The organism is Nocardia sputi, assembly GCF_023501985.1.
Window position 1 is genome coordinate 63,839 of the sequence record NZ_JAMFLC010000015.1, and the last position, 22,105, is coordinate 85,943.

At 69.5% G+C, this 22,105-nt stretch carries 18 protein-coding genes and 1 riboswitch; of the genes, 9 read left to right on the forward strand and 9 right to left on the reverse strand.

The annotated features are described in order from the left end of the window. Positions 1-6: 6 nt before the first annotated feature. On the forward strand, positions 7-192 hold the full coding sequence (locus tag M8859_RS19900; protein WP_159924803.1) for a hypothetical protein: 186 nt from the start codon (positions 7-9) through the stop codon (positions 190-192). Here the strand turns inward: M8859_RS19900 and M8859_RS19905 are convergent, their stop codons facing one another. Next, positions 193-1,539 (reverse strand): M1 family metallopeptidase, encoded by a 1,347-nt coding sequence (locus M8859_RS19905; RefSeq protein ID WP_159924515.1) that lies wholly within the window; start codon positions 1,537-1,539, stop codon positions 193-195. It lies immediately after the preceding gene. After that, positions 1,539-5,462, reverse strand: a complete 3,924-nt coding sequence (locus M8859_RS19910; RefSeq protein ID WP_249644690.1) for a Pls/PosA family non-ribosomal peptide synthetase — start codon at positions 5,460-5,462, stop codon at positions 1,539-1,541. The genes M8859_RS19905 and M8859_RS19910 overlap by 1 nt, the downstream gene beginning before the upstream one ends. A 525-nt stretch (positions 5,463-5,987) precedes the next feature. Continuing rightward, a riboswitch (SAM riboswitch) is annotated at positions 5,988-6,101 on the forward strand. Positions 6,102-6,148: 47 nt separating this feature from the next. Between M8859_RS19910 and M8859_RS19915 the strand changes: the two genes are divergently transcribed. After that, positions 6,149-7,468: an aminotransferase class V-fold PLP-dependent enzyme gene (locus M8859_RS19915; protein WP_223520200.1), complete on the forward strand. Its 1,320-nt coding sequence runs from the start codon at positions 6,149-6,151 to the stop codon at positions 7,466-7,468. Between the two features lie 73 nt (positions 7,469-7,541). After that, entirely contained in the window at positions 7,542-7,985 is a 444-nt protein-coding gene (locus tag M8859_RS19920) for a Uma2 family endonuclease (protein WP_249644691.1), read from the forward strand. 28 nt (positions 7,986-8,013) lie between these two features. Here M8859_RS19920 and M8859_RS19925 read toward each other — a convergent pair whose 3' ends face one another. The 3 genes from M8859_RS19925 to M8859_RS19935 all read right to left on the reverse strand — a co-directional run bounded on the left by M8859_RS19925 (position 8,014) and on the right by M8859_RS19935 (position 9,489). Beyond that, complete coding sequence (locus tag M8859_RS19925; protein WP_321210174.1) at positions 8,014-8,565, reverse strand: flavin reductase family protein; 552 nt, start codon at positions 8,563-8,565, stop codon at positions 8,014-8,016. 78 nt (positions 8,566-8,643) lie between these two features. Next, the gene (locus M8859_RS19930) at positions 8,644-9,120 is read right to left on the reverse strand and encodes a YbaK/EbsC family protein (RefSeq protein WP_159924523.1); all 477 of its coding nucleotides are present in this window, start codon (positions 9,118-9,120) and stop codon (positions 8,644-8,646) included. Between the two features lie 54 nt (positions 9,121-9,174). Continuing rightward, on the reverse strand, positions 9,175-9,489 hold the full coding sequence (locus M8859_RS19935) for a 2-oxo-4-hydroxy-4-carboxy-5-ureidoimidazoline decarboxylase (RefSeq protein ID WP_223520204.1): 315 nt from the start codon (positions 9,487-9,489) through the stop codon (positions 9,175-9,177). A 198-nt stretch (positions 9,490-9,687) separates the two neighbouring features. Here M8859_RS19935 and M8859_RS19940 point away from each other — a divergent pair, with 198 nt between their 5' ends. Together M8859_RS19940 and M8859_RS19945 are read left to right on the forward strand one after the other, a co-directional pair. Further along, complete coding sequence (locus M8859_RS19940) at positions 9,688-10,509, forward strand: crotonase/enoyl-CoA hydratase family protein (RefSeq protein ID WP_159924527.1); 822 nt, start codon at positions 9,688-9,690, stop codon at positions 10,507-10,509. A 181-nt stretch (positions 10,510-10,690) separates the two neighbouring features. Then, positions 10,691-10,933: a hypothetical protein gene (locus M8859_RS19945; RefSeq protein ID WP_195070238.1), complete on the forward strand. Its 243-nt coding sequence runs from the start codon at positions 10,691-10,693 to the stop codon at positions 10,931-10,933. 137 nt (positions 10,934-11,070) lie between these two features. On the opposite strand, the gene M8859_RS19950 is transcribed toward M8859_RS19945, so the two are convergent. Continuing rightward, positions 11,071-11,562 (reverse strand): inorganic diphosphatase, encoded by a 492-nt coding sequence (locus M8859_RS19950; RefSeq protein WP_014348688.1) that lies wholly within the window; start codon positions 11,560-11,562, stop codon positions 11,071-11,073. 217 nt (positions 11,563-11,779) lie between these two features. Between M8859_RS19950 and dacB the strand changes: the two genes are divergently transcribed. The 4 genes from dacB (at position 11,780) to hpt (ending at position 16,100) form a co-directional block, all read left to right on the forward strand. Then, positions 11,780-13,219 (forward strand): D-alanyl-D-alanine carboxypeptidase/D-alanyl-D-alanine endopeptidase, encoded by a 1,440-nt coding sequence (gene dacB, locus M8859_RS19955; RefSeq protein ID WP_159924807.1) that lies wholly within the window; start codon positions 11,780-11,782, stop codon positions 13,217-13,219. Between the two features lie 13 nt (positions 13,220-13,232). Next, positions 13,233-14,342, forward strand: a complete 1,110-nt coding sequence (locus M8859_RS19960; RefSeq protein ID WP_195070240.1) for an Rv3626c family coenzyme F420 biosynthesis-associated protein — start codon at positions 13,233-13,235, stop codon at positions 14,340-14,342. Positions 14,343-14,407: 65 nt separating this feature from the next. Next, a complete protein-coding gene (gene tilS, locus M8859_RS19965) occupies positions 14,408-15,544 on the forward strand; it encodes a tRNA lysidine(34) synthetase TilS (RefSeq protein WP_249644692.1) in 1,137 nt (378 codons plus the stop codon). Position 15,545: 1 nt separating this feature from the next. Continuing rightward, positions 15,546-16,100, forward strand: a complete 555-nt coding sequence (gene hpt / locus M8859_RS19970; protein ID WP_159924535.1) for a hypoxanthine phosphoribosyltransferase — start codon at positions 15,546-15,548, stop codon at positions 16,098-16,100. A gap of 4 nt (positions 16,101-16,104) precedes the next feature. On the opposite strand, the gene M8859_RS19975 is transcribed toward hpt, so the two are convergent. The 3 genes from M8859_RS19975 to M8859_RS19985 are packed head-to-tail and all read right to left on the reverse strand — an operon-like array spanning position 16,105 to position 22,093. Next, positions 16,105-16,821 (reverse strand): cyclase family protein, encoded by a 717-nt coding sequence (locus M8859_RS19975; protein WP_249644693.1) that lies wholly within the window; start codon positions 16,819-16,821, stop codon positions 16,105-16,107. After that, a complete protein-coding gene (locus M8859_RS19980) occupies positions 16,818-19,553 on the reverse strand; it encodes a protein kinase domain-containing protein (protein ID WP_249644694.1) in 2,736 nt (911 codons plus the stop codon). The genes M8859_RS19975 and M8859_RS19980 overlap by 4 nt, the downstream gene beginning before the upstream one ends. Continuing rightward, the gene (locus tag M8859_RS19985) at positions 19,550-22,093 is read right to left on the reverse strand and encodes a serine/threonine-protein kinase (protein WP_195070243.1); all 2,544 of its coding nucleotides are present in this window, start codon (positions 22,091-22,093) and stop codon (positions 19,550-19,552) included. The genes M8859_RS19980 and M8859_RS19985 overlap by 4 nt, the downstream gene beginning before the upstream one ends. Positions 22,094-22,105: the final 12 nt, after the last annotated feature.

The following is a 22,105-nucleotide window of genomic DNA, read 5'->3' on the forward strand; positions in this document are numbered from 1 at the left end:
CGAGGTATGAACGATTCGCTGAAGACCCGGGTGCGGCAGAAGTTGCTGCGCCAGCTCGTCGAAGATCCGCGGGACACCGAGCACGACGACCCCCGCCAGATCGCCGTGGAAACCGATCTGGACGCGCTGGCCAACGTCTCGGAGGACGATCCGCTCGTCGAAGAACTCGCCACACGTTATCTCGTGTTCTGATCAGGCCGTCGACGCGCCGCCATAGGGCGGTAACTGCGGCAGCCGCTCGGCGAGCAACCAGCTTTCCCACAGGGGACGCAGCGGCACCAGGCTGTAGTGCCCCGCCAGATCGGTGAATTCCTCGGTGGTCACCGACGAGTGGCGGTAGCGAATGGTCCACTCGCGCAGTAAGTCGAAGAACGTCGAGTCGCCCAGTTCCAAGCGCAGGGCGTGCAGGGTGAGCGCGCCCCGTTTGTAGACGCGATCGTCGAACATGCGCTGCGGTCCCGGATCGCCGATGACGATGTCCTGGGGCTCGCGGGAAAGATTGTGCCGTGCCGCGCGGGCCAGCTGATCGGCGGTTGGCCCGCCCGCGGCCTCCGACCAGATCCATTCCGCGTAACAGGCGAAGCCCTCGTGCAGCCAGATGTCACGCCACTGCCGGATGGTCAGGCTGTTGCCGAACCACTGGTGAGCCAGTTCGTGCGCGACCAGCCGTTCGGCGCCGCGGCGGCCGTCGCAGTGGTTGGCTCCGAAGATCGAGATGCCCTGCGCCTCGATCGGAATCTCCAGCTCGTCGTCGGTGACGACCACGGTGTAGTCCTCGAACGGGTACGGGCCGAATTTCTCGCTGAAGACTTCCAGCATCATCGGCTGACGCGCGAAATCGTAGTCGAAAGCGGTGCGCAGTCGCGGCGGGAGGACGGCCTGCATCGGTACCGGGGAGTGCGAGGAGCCGATGCGGTGCTTGCGATAGTGACCGATCTGAACGGTGGCCAAGTAGCTCGACATCGGTTCGGGCTGCTCGTACACCCACGTGGTCTGACTGGACTTGGTCTGCTTGCGCAGCAAAGTCCCGTTCGCCACCGCGTAGTACGGCGAATCGGTGGTGATCGAGATCCGGTAGGTCGCTTTGGAACTCGGGTGGTCGTCGCACGGGAACCAGGACGCGGCGCCGTTGGGCTGGCTGGCCACGAGCGCGCCTTCGGTGAGCTCCTCCCAGCCGACTTCGCCCCACGGCCCGCGCACCGGTCTCGGGGTGCCGCCGTACTGCACCACCAGCGCGAGCACGCCGCCCGCGGGGATCCGCTGTTGCGGCGTGACCACCAGTTTGCCGTGCTGGTGGGCGAATTTCGCGGCCTTGACCCCGTTGACGAACACCTTCGAGACGCTCAGCCCCTGAGCGAGATCGAGGGCGAACCGGGGCCGCGCCTCGGTGGTCACCGCGGTGATCGCGGCGCGCGCGGTGAGCCGGTTGGCGGCCACCCGGTAGGCCAGATCGAGTTCGTATCGGGACACCCGATACCCCCGGTTGCCGTTCTGCGGTAGGTACTCGTCGATGGGGGCTTCGTAGAACTTGCCCGCCATCAGCTCGCCCCGGGGTCGCCCGTGAACCAGGGCGCGATCGGGTTGCCCCACCAGCGCGTCGAGGCGGGCACCGCGTCACCGCGCATGACCAGAGAGGCCGGGCCGACGGTCGCGCCGTCGCCGATCGCGGAGGCGGGCAACGCCACGCAGTGCGGTCCGAGGGTGGCGCCCGCACCGAGGGTGACGGTGTCCATGGCCATGATCCGGTCGTGGAACAGGTGGGTCTGCACCACACAGCCGCGTTCCACGGTCGCGCCGTCGCCGAGAGTCACCAGATCCGCCTCCGGTAGCCAGTAGGACTCGCACCATACCCCGCGGCCGATGCGGGCGCCGAGGCCGCGAAGCCAGAGGTTCAGGACGGGCGTCCCGGTCGCCGCGCGCGCGAACCACGGTGCGGCAACCGTTTCCACGAACGTGTCGGAGACCTCGTTACGCCAGACGAACGAGCTCCACAGCGGATGCTCCTCGCTGCGGATTCGTCCCACCAGCAACCATTTGGCGGCCACCGCGCTCGCTCCGGCGACGGCGCCCGCCGCCAGCAGCACCAGCCCGCTGAGCAGTCCGGCGGTGAGGTGGCCGAAAGTTCGCGCGAGCCAGGCCAGGGTGAACAGCACGCCGAGGCCGATCGCGAAGGTCACCAGGACAGGGAACAAGCGGCAGGTTTCGACGAGGCCCCTGGCGACGCGCAGGCGTAACGGCGGGTCGAAGGTCCGCGCGGTGTCGGCGCTCTCCGCGGCGCGGCGCAGCCGCACCGGCGGGCTGCCCAGCCAGGACGAGCCGGCCTTCGCCTTGGACGGCGCCGCCGACAGCACCGCGACCAGGCCGTTCTTCGGCACCCGGCGGCCGGGCGCGGTCATCCCGGAGTTGCCGAGGAAAGCGCGCTTGCCGACCTTCGCCTCACCGATGCGCAGCCAGCCGCCGCCGAGTTCGTACCCGGCGATCATGGTGTCGTCCGCCAGGAACGCCCCGTCGGCGACGGTGGTGAACTTGGGCAGCAGCAGTACCGTGGACGCCTCGACGCTCTTGCCCACCTTCGCCCCGAGCGAGCGCAGCCACAGCGGCGTGAGCAGGCCGGCGTACAGCGGGAACAGGAAGGTGCGCGCGGAATCCAGCAGCCGCTCGGTGGCCCAGGCCTGCCAGCCGACGCGGCTGCGCACCGGGTGGTAGCCCTCGGTGAGACCGATGCTCAGCAGCCGGACCGCGACGATGGTCGCCGCGGCGTACACGCCCAGGCTGAGCAGGGTCGCGAGGGGCAGGACGGTGAACGCCCGCGCGACGCCGTCGGCGAGCGTGCGGGTGTCGCGAACGAACCACGCGATGAACACGCCACCCGCGCCGATACCGAGAATCGGCATGGCGGCCAAGGCCATCGAGGTGATGCCGAAGACGCCGACCCAGTGCCGGGCTCGGTCGGGCCGGTGCGACGGCCAGCGGTGCTGGGCCTTGCCGACCTTCACCGCGGGCGAACCGGCCCACTCCTGGTCGGCCTTCACCTTGCCCGATACCGCGGAGCCGGGCGCCACCTCGGCGTTCCTGCCGATCTTCGTGCCCGGCAACAAGATCGAGCGCGAGCCGACCACCGCGCCGGGGCCGATGGCGATCGGACCGAGATGCACCACGTCGCCGTCGATCCAGTAACCGGACAGGTCGACCTCCGGTTCCACGCTGCAACCGTCGCCGAGTTCGAGCATGCCGGTCACCGGCGGGAGACTGTGCAGGTCGACGCCCTTGCCGATCTTCGCACCCAGCGCGCGAGCGAACGGCACCATCCACGGCGCACCGGAGAGGTTCTCGGCGCCGCTGGCCGCGGAGAGGCGGACGGCCGCCCACAAGCGCAGGTGCACCGATCCGCCGCGCGGATAACGGCCGGGGCGGATGCCACGCAGCAGCAGGCGCGCGCCTGCCACGCAGATGGCCATGCGGCCGGGTGGGGAGATGAACAGCGCGAACGCGACCAGCGTCCACCACCAGGACAGCTGGGGCAGCCAGGGCAGCGAGCCGGACCAGGCCGCGATGTTGCCGACGATCGCCAGCCAGGTGAGCCACTGCAGCCCGGTGAGGGTGGTGAGGGGGATGGTGGCGAGCACCTGCGCCGCTTGCGCCATCGGTGGCGTCGGTCGCACCGTCCGCTCGGCGACCGCCACCGCGGGCGTGGTCTGCTCCAGCAGGTCGGCGAGCGCGCCGAGGCGGGGATGGTCGTAGACATCGGCGACCGTGATCTGCGGATACCGTTCGCGCAGCGCGGTGACCAGTTGCGCCGCCGCGAGCGAGCCGCCGCCCAGATCGAAGAAGTCCGCGTCGAGATCGCCGACCTCCGCGCCGAGGATGGAATCCCACAGCCCCGCAACCCACTGGGCGGTGCCGGTCAGGTCGTTGTCGTCGTCGTCCTCGGCGGCATTGGGCAGCGGCCAGGGCAGCGCGTCCCGGTCGACCTTGCCGGAGGTGCGGGTGGGCAGCTCGTCGACCACCGCGAGCCTGGGCACCAGCGGCGCCGGGAGTTGTCCGGCGAGGGCGGCTCGCGCGGCCTTGGCATCGAAGTCCGTCCCCGGCCCGGTCAAATAGCCGACCAGGAGCTTGTTGCCCGCCTTCGTGGTTCGGATGGCCGCCGCGGCGCCCGTGACGCCCGGGAGGTGCTGGAGAGCGTTGTCTATCTCGCCGAGTTCGATGCGCCGACCGCCCAGCTTGATCTGATCATCGGCGCGGCCGAGGAAGATCAGCCCAGCGCTGTCGTTGCGGACCAGATCGCCGCTGCGGTAGGCGCGCTCCCAGCCGACGGAGTTCAGCGGGGCGTACTTCTCGGCGTCCTTGACCGGGTCGAGGTAGCGCGCGAGACCGACTCCGCCGATCACCAATTCACCGGATTCGCCCTCGGCCACCGGATTGCCCGCTGGATCCACCACGACCAGATCCCAGCCGTTGAGCGGCAGTCCGATCCGGATCGGCCACCGGCCGTCCAAGCGCGCGGCGCACGCGACGACCGTCGCTTCCGTGGGGCCGTAGGTGTTCCATACCTCGCGAGCCGAATCACCGTTGCCCGCAAGGCGTTCGGCGAGTTCCGGCGGCACGGCCTCGCCGCCGAAGATGAGCAGGCGCACCGCCTCCAGCGCCTCGACCGGCCAGGTCGCCGCCAGGGTCGGTACGGTCGAGACCACGCTGATCTCCCGCCGCACCAGCCAGGGACCGAGATCAGCTCCGGTGCGCACCAGATCGCGTGGGGCGGGCACCAGGCAGGCGCCGTTGCGCCAGGCCAGCCACATCTCCTCGCAGGAGGCGTCGAACGCGACCGACAGACCCGCGAGTACCCGGTCACCGGGACCGATCGGAGCGTCGCGGAGGAACAGGTCCGCTTCGGCGTCGACGAAGGCGGCGGCGTTGCGATGAGTGACCGCCACGCCTTTCGGGGTTCCGGTGGAACCGGAGGTGAAGATGATCCAGGCGTCGTCGCCGGGGCCGGGCAGCGTCGACCAGGTCTCCTCGCGCTGCCGCTCCGCCGCGCGGATGCCCGCGGCGGTGGTCTCGATGCCTTGCGCGGTCACGATCGCGGTGACCTGCGCCTCCCCGAAGACCAGTTGGGCGCGCTCGTCCGGGTCGTCGGCGTCGACCGGCACGTAGGCGGCGCCGGAGTACAGGATGGCGAGAATGGTGACGTAGAGCTCGCGGGTGCCCGAGGGCATGCGCACGCCGACCCGGTCGCCCGGCCGCACGCCCGCCGTGGCGAGGCGAGCCATGGTCTTCTCGATCTCGACGACCAGCTCCAGGTAGGACAGCACGACTCGGCCGTCATCGATGGCGGGGGCATCGGGGTGCGCGAGCGCCGTCGCGGTGAGGATGTCGACCAGCGTCCTGGCCGCCGGCGCGTGATCGCCGCGCGACAACGGACGCGCCGGCGCGTCGACCTCTGTCTCGAGCTCTGTCTCGAGCATGGTGCTCTGTGCACCTCCCATCGACCTGCCTCACACTTTCCTGTTGTTGTGTCATAGCTGGGTTACCAAAGGGCAAACGCCATGCTGGCCAGTTGTCCACGGTACCCGGGGTTGTCGTCGTTTGTTGTTCACCGGACGGCGCGCGGGAGCGGCCGGTGCTGCGGGTGTTGTTGCAGGTGAGCCCGCTATTTACGGCTTTCCGCAGGGCAACGGCTGGTCGGCGGGTCAGTCTCGTGCATTCGCCACGAGATCGCTGAACCGAGGGTGTGATTCCGCTCATCGAAGTGGTCGGTTGCCTCCCGCACGGTGGTGCCGAACGTCGAGTCGCGGATCGCGGCACCGGGCGCGGTGGCAGTCGTCTGTCGCCGAGGGGTCCACGATTTCGCGAGGCAGGCGCGGCTCGCGTGTCTTCGTGGGGGTGCTTGTAATGGCTCCCACATGGTGGTTAGGTCCACGCGGTGCTCGTGGGGGACTCGGGTCGGATGTGGTTGACAGTGCCGGGGCGCTTCTGCCACTCTCGGGTCAGGTCATGAGTGCCAGTGCAAAGCCCCGGCTTGCTGGCCGGCAACCCTCCTCCGCGGTGGGGTGCTCCGGGTGACGACCCGGCCGCCGCCCGACCGGGCGCGGCAAGCGCGGACTCGACGACTCATCTGATCGCGGGTCCCTTAGCCGACGGGATTCACGTGATGACTACTGCCCTCGACAACGCCTGTGCCGCACTCGCCCAGGTCTCCGGTGACCAACTGCGCGTGCCGCTGGTGCAAGGCGGAACGGCGACCTACGCCAACTTCGACTACGCGGCGAGTGCGCCCGCTTTGACGCAGGTCAGCGAGCGTGTGCAGCAGCTGCTTCCGTTCTACGCGAGCGTGCACCGCGGTGCGGGCTACGCCTCCCGGATCTCCACCGAGTGCTACGAGGCCGCTCGCGGGTCGGTCTGTCGGTTCCTCGACACCGCCGACGACCAGGTGGTCGTCTTCACCCGCAACACCACGGACTCGCTCAACCTGCTCGCGTCCTGTGTCCCCGGCGACACGGTGGTGCTCGACATCGAGCACCACGCCAACCTCCTGCCGTGGACCAGGAATGGAAGGCGCGTCGTGCAGGCGGCGGGCACGGTCGAGGAGACGATCGGCAAGCTGGTCGCCGAACTGTGCAGCAGGCCCGCGGCTTTGCTCGCGGTGACCGGCGCCTCGAACGTGACCGGTGAGGTGCTTCCGCTGGAGCGTCTGGCCACCATCGCCCACCAGTGCGGCGCCCGCATCCTGGTGGACGCGGCGCAGTTGGCGCCACATCGGCGGATCAGCCTGCGCGACACCGGCATCGACTATCTGGCGTTCTCCGGACACAAGCTGTACGCGCCGTTCGGTGCGGGTGTGCTGGTGGGCAAGCGGGATTGGCTCGACGCGGCCCAGCCGTACCTGGCCGGTGGTGGGGCGGTGCGCGAGGTGCGTACCGACGGGGCCGAGTGGGCGCCTGCTCCGCAGCGGCACGAAGCCGGTTCGCCGAATGTGCTCGGCGCCGCCGCGCTGGCCGCCGCCTGTGACACGCTCGGTGCCATCGACGCCGAAACCCTTGCCGCGCACGAGCATCGGCTCGCCGACCGCCTCCGCGACGGCTTGGCCGCGATCCCCGGCGTCCAGCTGTTGCGCATCTGGACTGACAGTCCCGACTCCGTCGGCATCGTCGCCTTCACACTCGCCGACTTCGCCCCCGGCCACGTGGCCGCCTATCTCTCCGCCGAGCACGGCATCGGCGTGCGTGACGGACGTTTCTGCGCCCATCCGCTGCTCACCCGCCTCGGGCTGGCCGGCGCCCTGCGCGCCAGCATCGGCCTCGGCACCACCTCCGCCGACGCCGACCGTCTCGTCGAGGCCGTGGACACCCTGGTGCGCACCGGCCCCACCTGGGACTACACCGTCACCAACGGCCTGTGGAATCCCACCCCCGAAACCCGCCCCTTCACCTCCACGGCTCCCGCCGGCGCTGCCCCCTGCTTGGTCGGCTGAGTCCGCGTACGCCCGATCAGGGCAGCGCCGCCGGATACTATCGCCGTATTCGAATCCGAGCTGAGGCGAACTTATGAGCACGCTGCCCGTCTGGGCCACCGATCCGGGGGCCCTCCTCATCACAGAGGAGGGCTACGCGGCGCTTCCCGAAGACATCCAGCGGCAGATCGAGGTGGTCGACGGCCATGTGATCATCTGCCGCAGTGGGACCTTCGAGCACAACAATGTGGCGCGGCGACTGGCCAACGCGTTGGAGCAGGCCGCCCCGGACGAGCCGTGCACCGGAGTAGTGACCGACTTCGAAATGCATTACGTGCGCAGCCGCCTGGGAAGCCCTGGTTTCTCTTTTCGCCGCCCGGACGTGGCGTTGCACCGGTGTATCAATGGCGATCGCAAGTTGACGACGGCGGACGTACTGCTGGTGGTCGAAGTCGTCTCACCAGTGTCCGAGTACGTGCTCCGGCTGACCGGCCCTTTCCCCGTGGACGTCGACTTCGCCACCTTGGACGGGGCGTGAGGCCGGGTGGCGTAGTCGGAATCTACGGTCAGTCGCCCAGGGCGGTGGGGCGGTAGTAGCGGCCGTTGTAGTACAGCAGTGGCGAGGCGGCGGGCTTTTCGTCGGTGTTGTCGTGGACGCGGGTGACCAAGCCGACGACGAAGGTGTGGTCGCCGATGGGGATCAACTGGTGCACGGTGGCGCGCAGCCAGATGGGGGTGCCGTGCAGAACCGGTTCGCCGGTGTCCAACGTGGTCCACAGTGCGCGGTCGGTGAAGCGCTCCTCGGCGGCGCGGGAGAACCGGTGGGCCAGGTGCTGCTGGTGTTCGCCGAGGAAATGGATGACGACGGACTCGGCGTCCAGCATGGCGGACAGGCTGGAGGAGGTGTGCGCGATGTTGAACGAGACCAGCGGCGGATCCAGCGACAGCGAGGCGAAGGAGGTCGCGGTGAAGCCGACCGGCCCCTGCGGCGAGTTCAGCGTCACGACGGTGACGCCCGCCGGATAGTGGCGCATGGACGCGCGATACTGCTCCGCGGTGATGCCGCTCAGATCATCGGGAATCTGTAGTCCCGTCTCCGGCCGTGGTGCGTCGGTCACATGACGAAACTACGCCCGGACGCCCGAACCGCGCGGGGTGTGTGGCCTTCGGCATGATTTCCGCGGCCCGGGCCCGAGTCAGTCCACGTCGATCGGAAGACCCGCGGTGATCCGCAGCAACTGTGGGAACGACGTGCGGAAAATGGTGTTCGGGTGCCCGCCCGCGGCCCATATCTCTCGATGGGCGGCCAGCGCGTTGTCCACCCAGGTGGGAAGGTTGGTCGGGTGGCCGACCGGCGCGACGCCGCCGATGGGCTGACCGGTCACTTCGCGCACCATATCGGCGGGGGCGCGGGTCAGTGTCCCTTCCAGGCGCGCACCGGTCTTCGCCAAGTCGACCTGGTGCGCGCCCGAAACCAGTAGCAGCACCGGGTCGTCGTCGAGCAGGAATACCAGTGATTTGGTGATCGCCCCGACATCGACGCCGAGTGCGCGCGCGGCATCCGCGGCGGTGTGCGTCGGTTCCGGCTGGGCGACGATGAGACCGTGATGGCCCCGTGAGATGAGGGTGTCCGCGACCCGGCAGGCGACCGGGGGCAATGACGACCTGCGCATCTCACCAGGGTAGAGCGATTGCGGACCGTACGCCGGGCGAGTCGCGCCGCCCGCTCAGTATTCCGGGTATCCCTCGCTGGGACCGAGCATTCCGGCGATGCGTTCGCCGGTGATCCGCGCGAGTTCGGTCACGTCGCGCGAGGAGACCGCTTCGTGCGCAACCGCTTCGAAGGCGCGGTCGACATCCCGCGGGGACAACGCGAGCAGTTCGGCATCGGCCTTGCTCAGCAGTGCCTCGCGGTCCCGGTACGGGCGAGCGTCGGCGAGTGTCGCCGCCCACGTCACGTTGCAACAGCATTCATACAGCGCGTGAACCGCGCGACCGCGGGGCATTTGGTTGAATCGGTCGAGGCCGATTCCGCGATGCATCAGCACAGTGTCCTCCGAACCCGATGAATGAGGTTTGCTGACCTGCTCATGATCCGCTTTTCTCCGAACCGGGAACCAGTAGATCACTGCGAATTCGCACAGCCTTTACACTCGCGCGACTTCCTTTGCGAGTCGCGCACGCCGGGACGTTTCCCGGGTCGGAATACCGGCCGCGACGAGTCTCGATACGCTGTACAAATGACAGATTGGCAGGCTTTCACCGTCGAAACCAAGGATCACGTCGCGCAGGTGACGCTGACCGGCCCCGGCAAGGGCAATGCGATGGGCCCCGACTTCTGGCGCGAGTTGCCGGAGGTCTTCCAAGCGCTCGACGCCGATTCCGAGGTGCGCGCGATCGTGCTGACCGGCTCGGGAAAGCATTTCTCTTACGGCCTCGACCTGCCCGCGATGAGCGGCACGTTCGGTCCGCTGCTGGCCGAACGGGCGCTGGCCGCGCCGCGCACCGACTTCCTGACCGAACTGCGCAAGATGCAGGCCTCGGTCACGGCGGTGGCGGACTGCCGCAAGCCGGTGATCGCCGCCGTGTCCGGCTGGTGCATCGGCGGCGGGCTGGACCTGATCGCGGCGGTCGACATCCGCTATGCCAGCGCGGACGCCAAATTCAGCCTGCGAGAGGCCAAGGTCGCGATCGTCGCGGACATCGGCTCGCTGCACCGGCTGCCCGGCATCATCGGCGAGGGACACCTGCGTGAGCTCGCCTACACCGCCAAGGACATCGACGCCGCGCGCGCGGAGAAGATCGGCCTGGTCAACGACGTCTTCCCGGACCAGGAGTCGGTGTTGGACGCCGCGCACGCCACCGCGCGCGAGATCGCCGCGAACCCGCCGCTGGTGGTGCAGGGTGTCAAAGACGTGCTGGATCAGCGGCGTAAGGACGAGGTCGCAGCGGGCCTGCGCTACGTCTCCGCGTGGAATGCCGCGTTCCTGCCCTCGGAGGACCTCACCGAGGCGATCAAGGCCGTCTTCGAGAAGCGCCCGCCCGAGTTCCGCGGTCGGTGATGCCCACGGCGCCCGACGGCGGGTCGGGCGCGCCGTGCACCAAGGGTGGGTAGGAAGGGTGGGCAAGGTGATTCGCCTCAGGGTTGCCCTGCCCTCACCCTAGGGGTGGCTGTGTGCGGCGCCGAACGTCCATATCGTTTGGGACGTAAAAGATTTCGCCTCGCATTCAGGAGCACAAGAAATGCGTATCAAGTCCTTCCTCGCCGCTGGTCTGCTGGCCACCGCTGCCGTCGCCGGGGTGTCGACGGCCGCTTCGGCCTCGGCCGCGCCGGTTTACCAGGACGTCGCCTACAGCGGCACCTACATCGGTACCTACGCGACCTTCGAAGCCTGCCGGGCGGACGGTATCTCGCCGAGCACCGGCGGCTACTACTGGGAGTGCATCGAGACCTACGACGGCTGGGACCTTTACATCTCCTACTGAGCCACCTGTCACCGAGAAGGGGCATCCGGTATCCGGGTGTCCCTTTTCACCCTCTCGGGCCTTCGATGCGGCCCGCAGAGCGAAGCGGGGAGTCCGGGCCTACCGGACTCCCCGCTTCGCTTGTGCCGTAGCGGCTTTCAGTGTCCGCCCTGGTCCTTCAGGCGCTGGATGGACGCCTCGACCTCTGCCTCGGCCTCGGCGCGCCCGACCCACTCCGAGCCCTTGACGTACTTGCCGGGCTCCAGGTCCTTGTAGCGCTCGAAGAAGTGCTTGATCGCGGCCAGCTCGAACTCCGGGACGTCCTTCAGATCCTGGATGTGGTCCCAGCGCGGGTCGCCCGCCGGTACGCACAGAACCTTGTCGTCGCCGCCGGCCTCGTCGGTCATCTTGTACATCGCGACCGGACGGGCCTCCACGATCACGCCGGGGAACACCGAGTCGGGCAGCAGGACCAGCGCGTCCAGCGGGTCACCGTCTTCACCGAGGGTGTTCTCGATGTAGCCGTAGTCGGCGGGATAGACCATGGACGTGTACAGGAACCGGTCGAGCCGGACCCGGCCGGTCTCGTGATCGACCTCGTACTTGTTCCGAGAACCCTTGGGAATCTCGATGGTGACGTCGAACTCCACGCCATCTCCTTCGTGCATCGGTGCCGAGCCCGGCGACTCGGCTTCTTTTCGGCGACTGCCGACTCGGCCGCTGCGGAGTGCGCCGACTCGCCAGGTTGTTCAGGGGAACGGTTGCGCAACGAGGATAGTGTGGTCCCCGGGGATATGGGTGCGGCAGGCGGCTGCTGCGGGAATCGGTCAGGAGAGCGGCGGCGACGTGTTTGGTGGCAACGAGAACATCGGTGGGCTGGCCGCCCGGCGGCGTCGCAACAGATGGATCTGGATCTCGGCCACGCTGGTCGTGCTGCTCGCCGTCGCCGTCGTGGCACTGCTCGCGGTGCGGCCGTGGACCGACGAGTTCCGGCACGGCGGGTTGACCATCGCCGCCCCGCCCGCTCCGGTCGAACCGTCGCCACAGGTCGGCGCGGCCCGGCCCACCGGTTCCGCACCGAGTCCGGCGGGCGTCGCGGCCGCGCTCGCGCCGGTCATCGGCAACCCGGACCTCGGCGCGTTCGCGGGCCAGGTGACCGACGCCGACAGCGCGATGGTGCTGTGGAGCGGCGATGCGAACCGCCCGATGATCCCGTCGTCCACCGCGAAGATCCTCACCACCGCGGCCGCCCTGCTCACGCTGCCCGCCGAGCATCGGGTGACCACGAAGGTGGTCGCCGGTTCCGCGCCGAACGAACTGGTGCTGGTCGGCGGCGGCGATCCGACGCTCACCGCGCAACCGGACGGCAAGGGCTACTACCCGAACGGACCGCGTCTGTCCGACCTGGTCGCCCAGATCAAGTCCGCGGGCCGCCCGGTGGACACGATCATCGTCGACACCTCCGCTTACACCGGCCCGACCATGGCGAAGGGCTGGGACCCGATCGACATCCCCGAGGGCTCCATCGCCCCTATCGAGCCGGTGATGATCGACGGCGGCCGCTTGCAGCCCCTTGTGGAGTACTCGCCCCGCACCCCGACGCCCGCCCTGGACGCCGGACGGCGACTCGCCGCCGATCTGGGGCTCGACCCGGCGCGAGTGCGGGCGGGCGTCGCCCCCGTAGGCGCGACCGAGGTCGCTTCTGTGCAGTCGGCGCCGCTGCGCGACCGGCTGCGCGACACGATGGTCTATTCCGACAACGTGCTCGCCGAGGCGATCGGGCGGGAGATCGCCGCGGCCACCGGTGGCCCGGCTTCCTTCGACGGTGGCGTCGCCGCGGTGCGCGCGGCGCTGAGCAAGGCCGGTTTCGATCTGTCCGGCCTGGATATGCACGACAGCAGTGGGCTTTCGGTCGACGACCGGATTCCCGCGCGGTTGCTCGACCGGGTCGTGGCGACCGCGGCCAAGCCCACCGGCGCCACGGCGGTGCAACCGGCCGGTACCAAGGCCAAGCCGGAGAACGACCGGATCGCGGCCACCTTGGCGCCGATGCTCGACCACCTGCCGGTTGCGGGCGCCACGGGCTCGCTGACCAGCCGCTACGTCACCCGGGACCGGCAGGCCGCGGGCTGGGTGCGGGCCAAGACCGGAACTCTGTCGGTGTCCAGCGCGTTGGTCGGGTATGTGCTGGACGCCGATGGGCGGGTGCTGACCTTCGCTTTGATGTCGAACGATCGACCGCCGGAGGTGAGCAGGCCCGCGTTGGACGCGATCGCAGGCACGCTGCGAAACTGTGGATGCTCGTGACGGGTGGTTGAGTATGACCCAGCAAGGTTCCGACACAGCCGAGTCCGGCTCCGCGGGCGCGGTCGGCCGAGGCAAGGCCCGTTCGGGTCTGTCCGGCGTGGTCGATTGGCGCTTGGCCGCGAGAACCGGCTCCGCGCTGGTACCCGCGGGTCCGCGTACCTCGCGCTACTCGGCCCGGCAGGTGGTCACCGAACTCGCCGATGCCTCGGTGCGAGCCGAGGGGCCCGTGCGTGAGGTCACCGGGTTGCTGGACGACCGGCCGGTGCCCGCTGCCAGGATCGTCGACCGGCCGGGATGGATTTCCGCCGCCGCCGACTCGATGGCCCAGCTCACCGGAACCGGTGAAACGCGGGCCGAACGCAAGCTGCTGGCGGGCAAACCCGCCGGTGTGCAGGCGGGGGCGATGCTCGCCTTCCTGTCCACCGCCATCCTCGGCCAATACGACCCGTTCACGGGATCGGACGGCACCCTGCTGCTGGTCGCGCCGAACATCGTCGCGGTCGAGCGCGCGCTGGGGGTGTCACCGAGCGATTTCCGGCTCTGGGTCTGCCTGCACGAGGTGACCCACCGCGTGCAGTTCTCCTCCGCGCCCTGGCTCGGCGACTACATGCGCGCCAACGTCGAGGTGCTCGGCGAGGTCGGTGACGAGCCGCTCGGCGATATGCTGTCGCGCCTGGTCGACGAGGTACGTGACCGCCGTCGCGGCACCGCCTCCGACGACCCGGCCGCACGCGGCGTGATCGGTCTGCTGCGCGCCACCCAGGCGCCGCCGCAGCGCGAGGCGCTGGACCGCCTGCTCATGCTCGGCACTCTGCTGGAGGGCCACGCCGATCACGTCATGGACGCGGTCGGCCCCGCCGTCGTCCCGTCGGTCGAGCAGATCCGCACCGCGTTCGACCAGCGGCGCAGGCGTCCGACCAACCCGGTGCAACGCATCCTGCGCGCCCTGCTCGGGGTGGACGCGAAGGTCGCGCAGTATGTGCGCGGCAAGAAGTTCGTGGACGAGGTGGTCGGCACCGTCGGGATGACGCGGTTCAACACCGTGTGGACCGATGCCGACACGCTGCCCCGCCCCGACGAGATCGAGCATCCGCAGCGCTGGATCGAGCGCGTGCTGGCCTGAGCGAGCGCGCCGCCTTCGGGCCCGGCGGTGCGGCGGTGCGCGAGTCCGGTCGGTAGGCTGCGCCCATGGGGCGTGCGCCGAGAGGGACACACGGGCGTTCCGGGCCGGAGGCCGGGTCATCCGGCGTCGGGCGTCCGCCTGAGCCCGGCACCGTTCGGCGCCTCCCGGAGACCGCCGCCGTGCTCGCCGTCCGCCGAGCCGTCCGGGACTGGCTGACCGGATTCGGGCCGCGAGAAACCGAGGAGCAAGCAGTCGCTGTGGCGCTGTCCGGTGGCGCGGATTCGCTGGCCCTCACGGCGGCCGCGGTGGTCGAGACGCATGCGGTCGACGCGCTGGTGGTCGATCACCGGCTGCAACCCGGTTCCGGGGCCGTCGCCGCCGAGGCGGCGGCTCAGGCGCTCGCTCTGGGCTGCCGGTCCGCGCGTGTGCTCGCGGTCCAGGTCGGCACCGAGGGCGGGGTGGAAGCCGCCGCGCGCCAAGCCCGCTACGCGGCGCTGGAATCCGCGCGCGGGGGCCTGCCGGTGCTGCTCGGGCACACGCTCGACGACCAGGCCGAAACCGTGCTGCTCGGGCTCGCGCGCGGCTCGGGTGGGCGCTCGATCCAAGGGATGGCGCCCTGTAGCGAGCCTTGGGGGCGGCCGCTGCTCGGAGTGCGCCGGGAGACCACCCGGCGAGTGTGCGCCGACCTGGGCGTGACGCCGCACGAGGACCCGCACAACCTCTCGCCGGAGTTCACCAGGGTCCGGCTGCGCACCGAGGCGTTGCCGCTGTTGGAGCGAATTCTCGGCGGCGGGGTCGCCCCGGCGCTCGCGCGGACGGCCGAGCAGTTGCGGGAGGACGGCGCGGTGCTGGACGCGCTCGCCGCCGAACTGCGGCACACCGCCAGTGATGGGCAGACGCTGGTGATCGAGACCCTCGCCACTGCGCCCGCGGCCCTGCGCAAACGGGCCATTCGGTCATGGTTGCTGGCCAACGGGGCGAAAGCCCTGACCACGAAGCACTTACAGGCGGTCGACGACCTGGTGACAGCGTGGCGTGGGCAGGGCGGCGTCGCGGTCGGCGGAGGAAGGCCGGGTAGCAGGTTGGTCGCCGGGCGCGAACATGGCAGGCTGACACTGCGGCTGGGCGCGGAAGACATCGGACCGATGAAGCAGACCGAACCGGCCCAACGGGCTCACCACCACGGAAGGGACACCAGCTGACGTGTACGGGGACGACATCGCGTCGGTGCTGATCACCGAGGAACAGATCGCCGCCAAGACCCAGGAGCTGGCCGAACTCATCGCCAAACGGTATCCCCCCGGCGCTCCCGAGGGGGACCTGCTGCTGGTGGGCGTGCTCAAGGGCGCGATCTTCTTCATGACCGACCTGGCCAAGGCCCTGCCGATCCCGACCCAGATGGAGTTCATGGCCGTCTCGTCCTACGGGTCGTCGACCTCCTCCTCCGGCGTCGTGCGCATCATGAAGGACTTGGACAAGGACATCGCCGGCCGCAACGTCCTGATCGTCGAGGACATCATCGACTCCGGGCTGACGCTGTCGTGGCTCAAGCGGAACCTGTCCACCCGAAACCCGGCCTCGCTCGAGGTGGTCACCCTCCTACGCAAGCCCGACGCGCTACGCACACCCGTGGAAGTCGCGCACGTCGGCTTCGACATCCCGAACGAATTCGTCGTGGGCTACGGCCTCGACTACGCGGAGCGTTACCGCGACCTGCCCTACATCGGCACCCTGGACCCGAAGGTATACGGCGGCTGAGGCGTCAGCCGCCCAGGATACCGAAAATGGTTGCGGGAGAGCCGGAACCACCGCGGTATATCGGTCCGCCCACCAGCACCCACGCCCCGGTCGCGGGCAGCGCGGTCAGGTTCGCCAAGCATTCCAAGCTGATCCGGTGCTCGCCGTAGAGCAGTTTGGACACCGCGTACGTCTCGTCGGTTCCCACGTCGGGGCCGAACGTGTCGATGCCGAGCGCGCCGCGGCGGCCGAGCCTGCGGGTGCGCAACAGCCATTCCACCGTCTCCACCGCGAAACCCGGTTGCCGACCGGCTGATTCGCCCGTGCCGATGAACTCGGGCGTACCCCACTTGGCGTCCCAGCCGGTCCAGGCGACCACCGCGGCGCCGTCCGGAATCCGGCCGTGCTCGGCCTCCCATTGCTTCACATCGCCGACCGTGATCGTGTAGTCGCGATCGTCCGCGCAGCGCTGCCGCACATCGATCTTCACCGCGGGCAGCAGCAGATCGTCCAGTTCGAGTTCGTCCGCGGCCAGCCCGTCGGCACGGAAATGGATCGGTGCGCCCCAATGTGTTCCGGTGTGTTCGCCTTGCTGGATGTAGCGCAGGTGATAGCCGTCGTTCGCGATCGTGGCCACGATGTCGGTGCGGAATTCCGGATCGTCCGGATACAGCGGAGTGGTGACCGGATCGTGGACGTGCGACAGGCTCATCAGCCGCCCCAGCGGCCGCGGTGGGGTCATCGCGCCCGCTGCGGAATCGCCCTGGCCAAAGCGAGCAGATCTGCTTCGAGGAACCGGAACAGCCGATAGGTCAGCACGAATGCCAGGATGCCACCCACGCTGAGCACGCGCACCGGAACGATCACCAGCTGCAGGTCGGCGGGGTCGACGAAGGTCGCGGTCGCCACTCCCAGCAGGGGAACCGACGCCGCCACACCGAGGTAGAAATTGCCGCGCTTGGCCAGCGCGCGCAGCTGGCGTTCGTCGTCAGGGCCGATGCCACCGCGCAGGAGCAGTTGTGGATAGATCGAGCGCACCGAGTAGACCATGATCGGAAAGAACGGATAGGCCAGGGCTATCGCCGCGCACACCACCTGCGCCGCGAAGAAATGCAAGAAGGTCCCGCTCGGCAGGCTTACACCGGAGAAGGCCACTCCCAGCGGCCAGATGATGCCGGCGATCAGCCAGAAACCGAAGGGGATCCACACTGCCCAATCGCCCATCAGCAGGGTGTCGCGACGCGCTTTCGCGAGCATGCGCGCGGAGTATCCCCGGCCGTGGCCGAGCCGGTAGGCGATGGCGAGCGGCCGCCGGGTGATGAACAGCAAAAGCAGCGCGGCGACCGGAAACGCGATGAGATTGTTGATCAATACGACCGCCGCGAACTTCTCCTGGTCGGCGGCCGACATCCGGTCGATGATCAGAGTCTGGTTCAGCTGGATGTTGTAGAAGCTGGCCAGCACGTTCGGCACGCCGGCGCACAGCGCCGCTACCGGGAGCAGCCAGCCGCGGGCTCGGTGGGCGAGGCTGTCGGGCGGGGGATCGACCAGGTCGCGCGCGCGGGTGTCGAGGCACAGGTCGAGTTGTCCCGCGAGCTCCGCGCCGCTGCGCCAGCGCCGCTGGGGCTCCGCGTGTAAGCAGTCCAGCAGCACGCGGCGCAGCGTGGCTGGAGTGTCTTCGGGCAGGAGTGACAGGGCCGCCGCCGAGACGCCGCCACGGCGCACCGCGAGCATCCGCGCGTAAGTCTCGGGGACGTCGTCGGTGGGCGGCGGATCGTCGAACGGGGTTGCCCCCGTCAGCATTTCCCACAGCAGCACGCCGAGGGAGTAGATGTCGCTGCCGTTACCCGGGGCGGGCGCATCGGGATCGAGATAATGGGCCAGCTGCTCCGGGGAGCGATAGACCAGTGCGTCGGTCGCGCCGGGCTGGTGCGGAGCGGGTGTGCGCGGCGCCGCCTCGCCGAGAGCGAAATCCGCGAGCTTCGGGATGCCCTCCGCGGTGAACAGGACGTTCGCCGGTTTGATGTCGTGGTGCAGCACGCCGTGGTGCTCGGCGTAATCCAGCGCGTCGGCCAGCCGCCTGCCCACCCACGCCACGGTTTCCGGCCAGGTGAGCCGCGCGATCTCGGTGCGCACGCTCGAATCCGCCGGACGGATCTCGCCTTTGTCCTCCATGGCGGTGTCCACCGCCCGCAGCAGCAGGGTGCCGCCGTCGGTCACCGGGCCGAGACGGCGTTGCTCGAGCAGCCCGACCGCGGTGCCGCCGGGGAGGTACTGCATGTAGACCAGGCGTGGGAGTGCGGGCAAGCGGGAGTCCGGGGCCAGTTGTGGGCCGGGCGCGGCGTCGGCCTGGTCCGGCGGGGCCGGGAGCGTGGCGTCCGGGTCGGTCGATTCGGCCTGCGTCGCGTCCGGATAGGCGAGGACCACGGTGCCGTCGGCCGATCCGGCGGATTGCCCGGCCTCGTGCTCGGGGATCGGCGTGCCGTCGCGGCGCGCAGGACGCGTGCGAGGCGCACTGACGGTGGTGTCGTCACTGCTGCTACCCGCGGCGGCGCTCGTTCCGGCGGCGACCGTCGCGTCGTCCGCGGTGGATCGTCGGCCGACGGCTACGTCGGCTCGTCCCATGCCCGGAGCACCGGGCTCGGCGACTGCCGGATCGTCGCCGGTGTGGCTCGCGGTCGGGCGGGCCGGCGTGACCGCGACCGTGGCGTCGGGATCGAACGGCTCGGAAACCGTGGCGTCGAGGTCACGCACCGCGATGGTCGCGTTCGGTTCAGCGGCCGTGGTGGTGCGGCCGCCGTTCGCGAGCGGACCCGCGACGGTCAGGGTGCGCGCGGCGTCGGCGCTGAGCACCCGCTGGTCGAAGACGCGCACGATATGGGAGTGGTCGAGCTGGGCCATCGTGTGCGGCGCGCCCGCGCGTCCCGCCGAGAACCGGACGGCGACCAGCCGCTGCATCGAACGTTGCCTGGCCAGGAAGACGCGGCCGAGCAGGCCCGCGCCCAAGTCGGTGAGCAGGTCGAAGTCATCTATCCGCAGACCGGGCGCGAGGTCGGCCAGCGCCGCGGCGGCTGCACGAGACTCGGCCGCGCTGAGGTCGGCGTCGGCGGCGAGGACGGCGAGACGTTCGCGGATCGAGTCGGCGAGGTCCGGATACTCGGCGAGGAAGTCCTCCGGCGGCAGCGGTCCGCGTTCCCGGCGTGCGCGGAATTCCTCGCACACCAGATCGACCAGCTCGGGGCTGTCTTCCACCTCGGGGAATTCCGATCGGTATTCCGCGATCCGTTTACCGAGCCCTTCGCGCTCCCAGCGCCGCCATAGATCCACCCGGATCAGGTCGACGAGTACGGCCAAGCGCACCCGCGCGCCGTCGGGCACATAGTCGGAGATTCGGGGCGGCAACCGATCGTTGTGGAGGCTGCGCTGCCAGTCGGTGGCGAACCGGGCGACGGCATCGGTGCGCGAGGAGGTCACGTGCTGGTCTCCACTGTGGCCGTCGACACTCGTACAGGCTGGCCCGCGGGGGCTCCCATCGCGGCGGATTCGGGATCGACGACCCGCTCCAGCGCATGCAGATCCGCTTCCAGCGCACGGAACAGCAAGTAGGTGCCCACGAACGCGATTATGCCGCCCACACACAGCAGCCGGACCGCGAAGATCACCGACGGGATGTCGGGCGGGGGCAGGAAAGTGACTCCGGCCACCGCGAGCAGCGGCACCGAGGCGGCCACCGCGAGGTAGCGGTTGCAGCGCCGGTCCAGGCCACGCAACCACACCGCGTCCTCGGGGCTGATGTCGCCGTGCCGGAGGAACAGCGGATAGATGCACCGGACCATGTAGAAGGTCAGCAGGAAGAAGGGATAGGCGACCGCGATCGCACCGCACACCACCAGGGAAGAGAAGAAGTGCACCATGGCTGGTGTCGAAATGTCCCCGGTCGAGACCTGTAATGCGAGCGGGAAGATCAACCCGGCCAGTACCCACAGCGAGAATGCCACGGCCACGGCACGATCGCCCATCAGTAGCGCGTCCTTTCTGGCGCGCTGTAGGGTCTCCGGGTCGTATCGTCGTCCTTTGCGCAGACCGCGGGGCACCGTGAGCACGTATCTGGCCATGTACAGCACCAGCGCGATACCAGCCGGGAAGAAGATCGCGTTCACGGTGCCGGTGATGACGAGGAAGGTCCGCTGGGCATCCTCGGTCATGCGGCTGATGATCAGGTTTTCGTTGTGCTGGATGTTGTACAGCGAGGCGAGCACATTCGGCAGTGCCACCGCCACCAGCGCGACCGGCACTATGTACGGGCGCAGCCGCCGCCGCCAGCTGTTCGGCGCGGGATCGACCAGTTCGCGTGCGCGCTCGTCGAGGCACATCTCCAGCTGCCTGGCCAGAATGGTGCCGCTGGACCAGCGGTCGGCCCGCTCCGGCGCCAGGCAGGTCAGCAGCACACGGCGCAACGCGGCGGGGCAGTCGGGCGGGACCGCCTCCAGCGCGGCCGTGTCCACACCGGCGCTGCGCCGCTCCAGCATGGCTTCCAAGGTGGTGTCGTCGCCTTGGCCGCCCACGCCCGCCGTGCTGTCGTCGAACGGCTTGGCGCCGGTGAGCAGCTCCCACAGCACCACCCCGAGCGAATAGATGTCGGCGCGAGTGTCCAGGTCGGCGGCGCTACGGCCGAAACCGGGATGACAGGCCTCCAGTTGTTCCGGCGACATGTAGGCCAGCGAGCCGCCGAAGTAGGCCACTGGACTGGTGCCCTCCACGTTGCGGCTGAAGCTGATGTTGAAGTCGGCCAGTTTCGGCACGCCCTCGGCGGTGAGCAGGACGTTGGCCGGCTTGACATCGCGGTGCAGCACTCCGTGCGAGGACGCGTATTCCAGCGCCTCGGCCAGCCTGCGGCCCAGCCAGGCCACCGTCTCCGGCCAGCTCAGTGTCGTGATCTCGGCGCGCACGCTGGAGTCGGTCGGCCGAATCTCGCCCTTCTCCTCCATCGCCGCGTCCACGGCGTCGAGCAGGAGCCGGCCGCTGCGCTCGGCGGGTGGGGTGGCACGCACCCGGCGCAGCAGGCCGAGCAGCGTGCCACCGGGAAGGAACTGCATGTAGAGCAGCCGCAGCCGGCGCGCGGCGCCCTCGGCGTCGTCGAGTAGGCGCTGGTCGAACACTCGCACGATGTAGTCGTGGTCGAGCTGGGCCAGGGTCTGCGGCTCGGTGCCGTGGTCGGCGGAGATCTTGACCGCCACCAGCCGTTGCAGCGAGCGCTGGCGCGCGAGGAAGACACGGGCGAACGCGCCACTGCCCAAACCGGTCAGCAGATCGAAATCATCGATCCGTTGCCCGACCTCGATGCGGTCGAGCGCGTTGTATCTGCCCGGTCCGGTGCCGATCGTCGTAGGCACGGCGGTGGCCGTTCCGGTCGGATCCGCTGCGGTCGTTCTGGTCATCTCCGAATCACGATCGGACTCGGCGGTTCGGTTCAACGCGGTGTCGGCGAGGAGGCCCTGGGGGCGCGCCACGACGGTCCGGGTGGAATCGTCCGGGGTCGCGCGGTGGGTGCTCTGGTCGATCTCGTCGGCGTTCAACAACTCGCGCAGTTCCTCGGCCTGTCGCGGATATTCGCGCAGGCATTCGCGCGGATCGACCCGCGCCCCGCTCTGGCGGCGGATGACGAACTCCTCGTACACCAGACCGGCAGGAAAATCATCGGAAGTGAGTTCGGGAAATTCTGCGCAGTAATCGGCCAAGCGCAGGCGCGTGGCGGGTTCCGGCGCCGTGCCCGCGCGGGAACGGCGCAGCCAGCGATGACGCAAGTCGACGCGGATCAGCTCCAGCAATGCGGCGCGGCGCAAGGTGGCGGCGTCGGGCAGGTATTCGGCGATCGGCGGTGGGCGCCGGGTGGATTCCCAGGCCGCGGAGAATGCCGATACCGCGTCGGATTCGGCACGCGACAGGTCGCCACTCCTCGCACGGGTGGAAACACCTGTGTCGCGCTCGGAACTTCTCTCAGAGTTCGCACTCATGCTCGGACCTAG

What these genes read in the sequence shown, in the direction of transcription:
- M8859_RS19905 (WP_159924515.1), bottom strand. Translation starts at nt 1,539, where the DNA reads ATGGCGGGCAAGTTCTACGAAGCCCCCATCGACGAGTACCTACCGCAG.
- tilS (WP_249644692.1), top strand. Translation starts at nt 14,408, where the DNA reads ATGGGGCGTGCGCCGAGAGGGACACACGGGCGTTCCGGGCCGGAGGCC.
- M8859_RS19910 (WP_249644690.1), bottom strand. Translation starts at nt 5,462, where the DNA reads ATGCTCGAGACAGAGCTCGAGACAGAGGTCGACGCGCCGGCGCGTCCG.
- M8859_RS19975 (WP_249644693.1), bottom strand. Translation starts at nt 16,821, where the DNA reads ATGACCCCACCGCGGCCGCTGGGGCGGCTGATGAGCCTGTCGCACGTC.
- M8859_RS19915 (WP_223520200.1), top strand. Translation starts at nt 6,149, where the DNA reads ATGACTACTGCCCTCGACAACGCCTGTGCCGCACTCGCCCAGGTCTCC.
- M8859_RS19940 (WP_159924527.1), top strand. Translation starts at nt 9,688, where the DNA reads ATGACAGATTGGCAGGCTTTCACCGTCGAAACCAAGGATCACGTCGCG.
- M8859_RS19985 (WP_195070243.1), bottom strand. Translation starts at nt 22,093, where the DNA reads ATGAGTGCGAACTCTGAGAGAAGTTCCGAGCGCGACACAGGTGTTTCC.
- M8859_RS19960 (WP_195070240.1), top strand. Translation starts at nt 13,233, where the DNA reads ATGACCCAGCAAGGTTCCGACACAGCCGAGTCCGGCTCCGCGGGCGCG.
- M8859_RS19945 (WP_195070238.1), top strand. Translation starts at nt 10,691, where the DNA reads ATGCGTATCAAGTCCTTCCTCGCCGCTGGTCTGCTGGCCACCGCTGCC.
- M8859_RS19935 (WP_223520204.1), bottom strand. Translation starts at nt 9,489, where the DNA reads ATGCATCGCGGAATCGGCCTCGACCGATTCAACCAAATGCCCCGCGGT.
- M8859_RS19900 (WP_159924803.1), top strand. Translation starts at nt 7, where the DNA reads ATGAACGATTCGCTGAAGACCCGGGTGCGGCAGAAGTTGCTGCGCCAG.
- M8859_RS19920 (WP_249644691.1), top strand. Translation starts at nt 7,542, where the DNA reads ATGAGCACGCTGCCCGTCTGGGCCACCGATCCGGGGGCCCTCCTCATC.
- M8859_RS19930 (WP_159924523.1), bottom strand. Translation starts at nt 9,120, where the DNA reads ATGCGCAGGTCGTCATTGCCCCCGGTCGCCTGCCGGGTCGCGGACACC.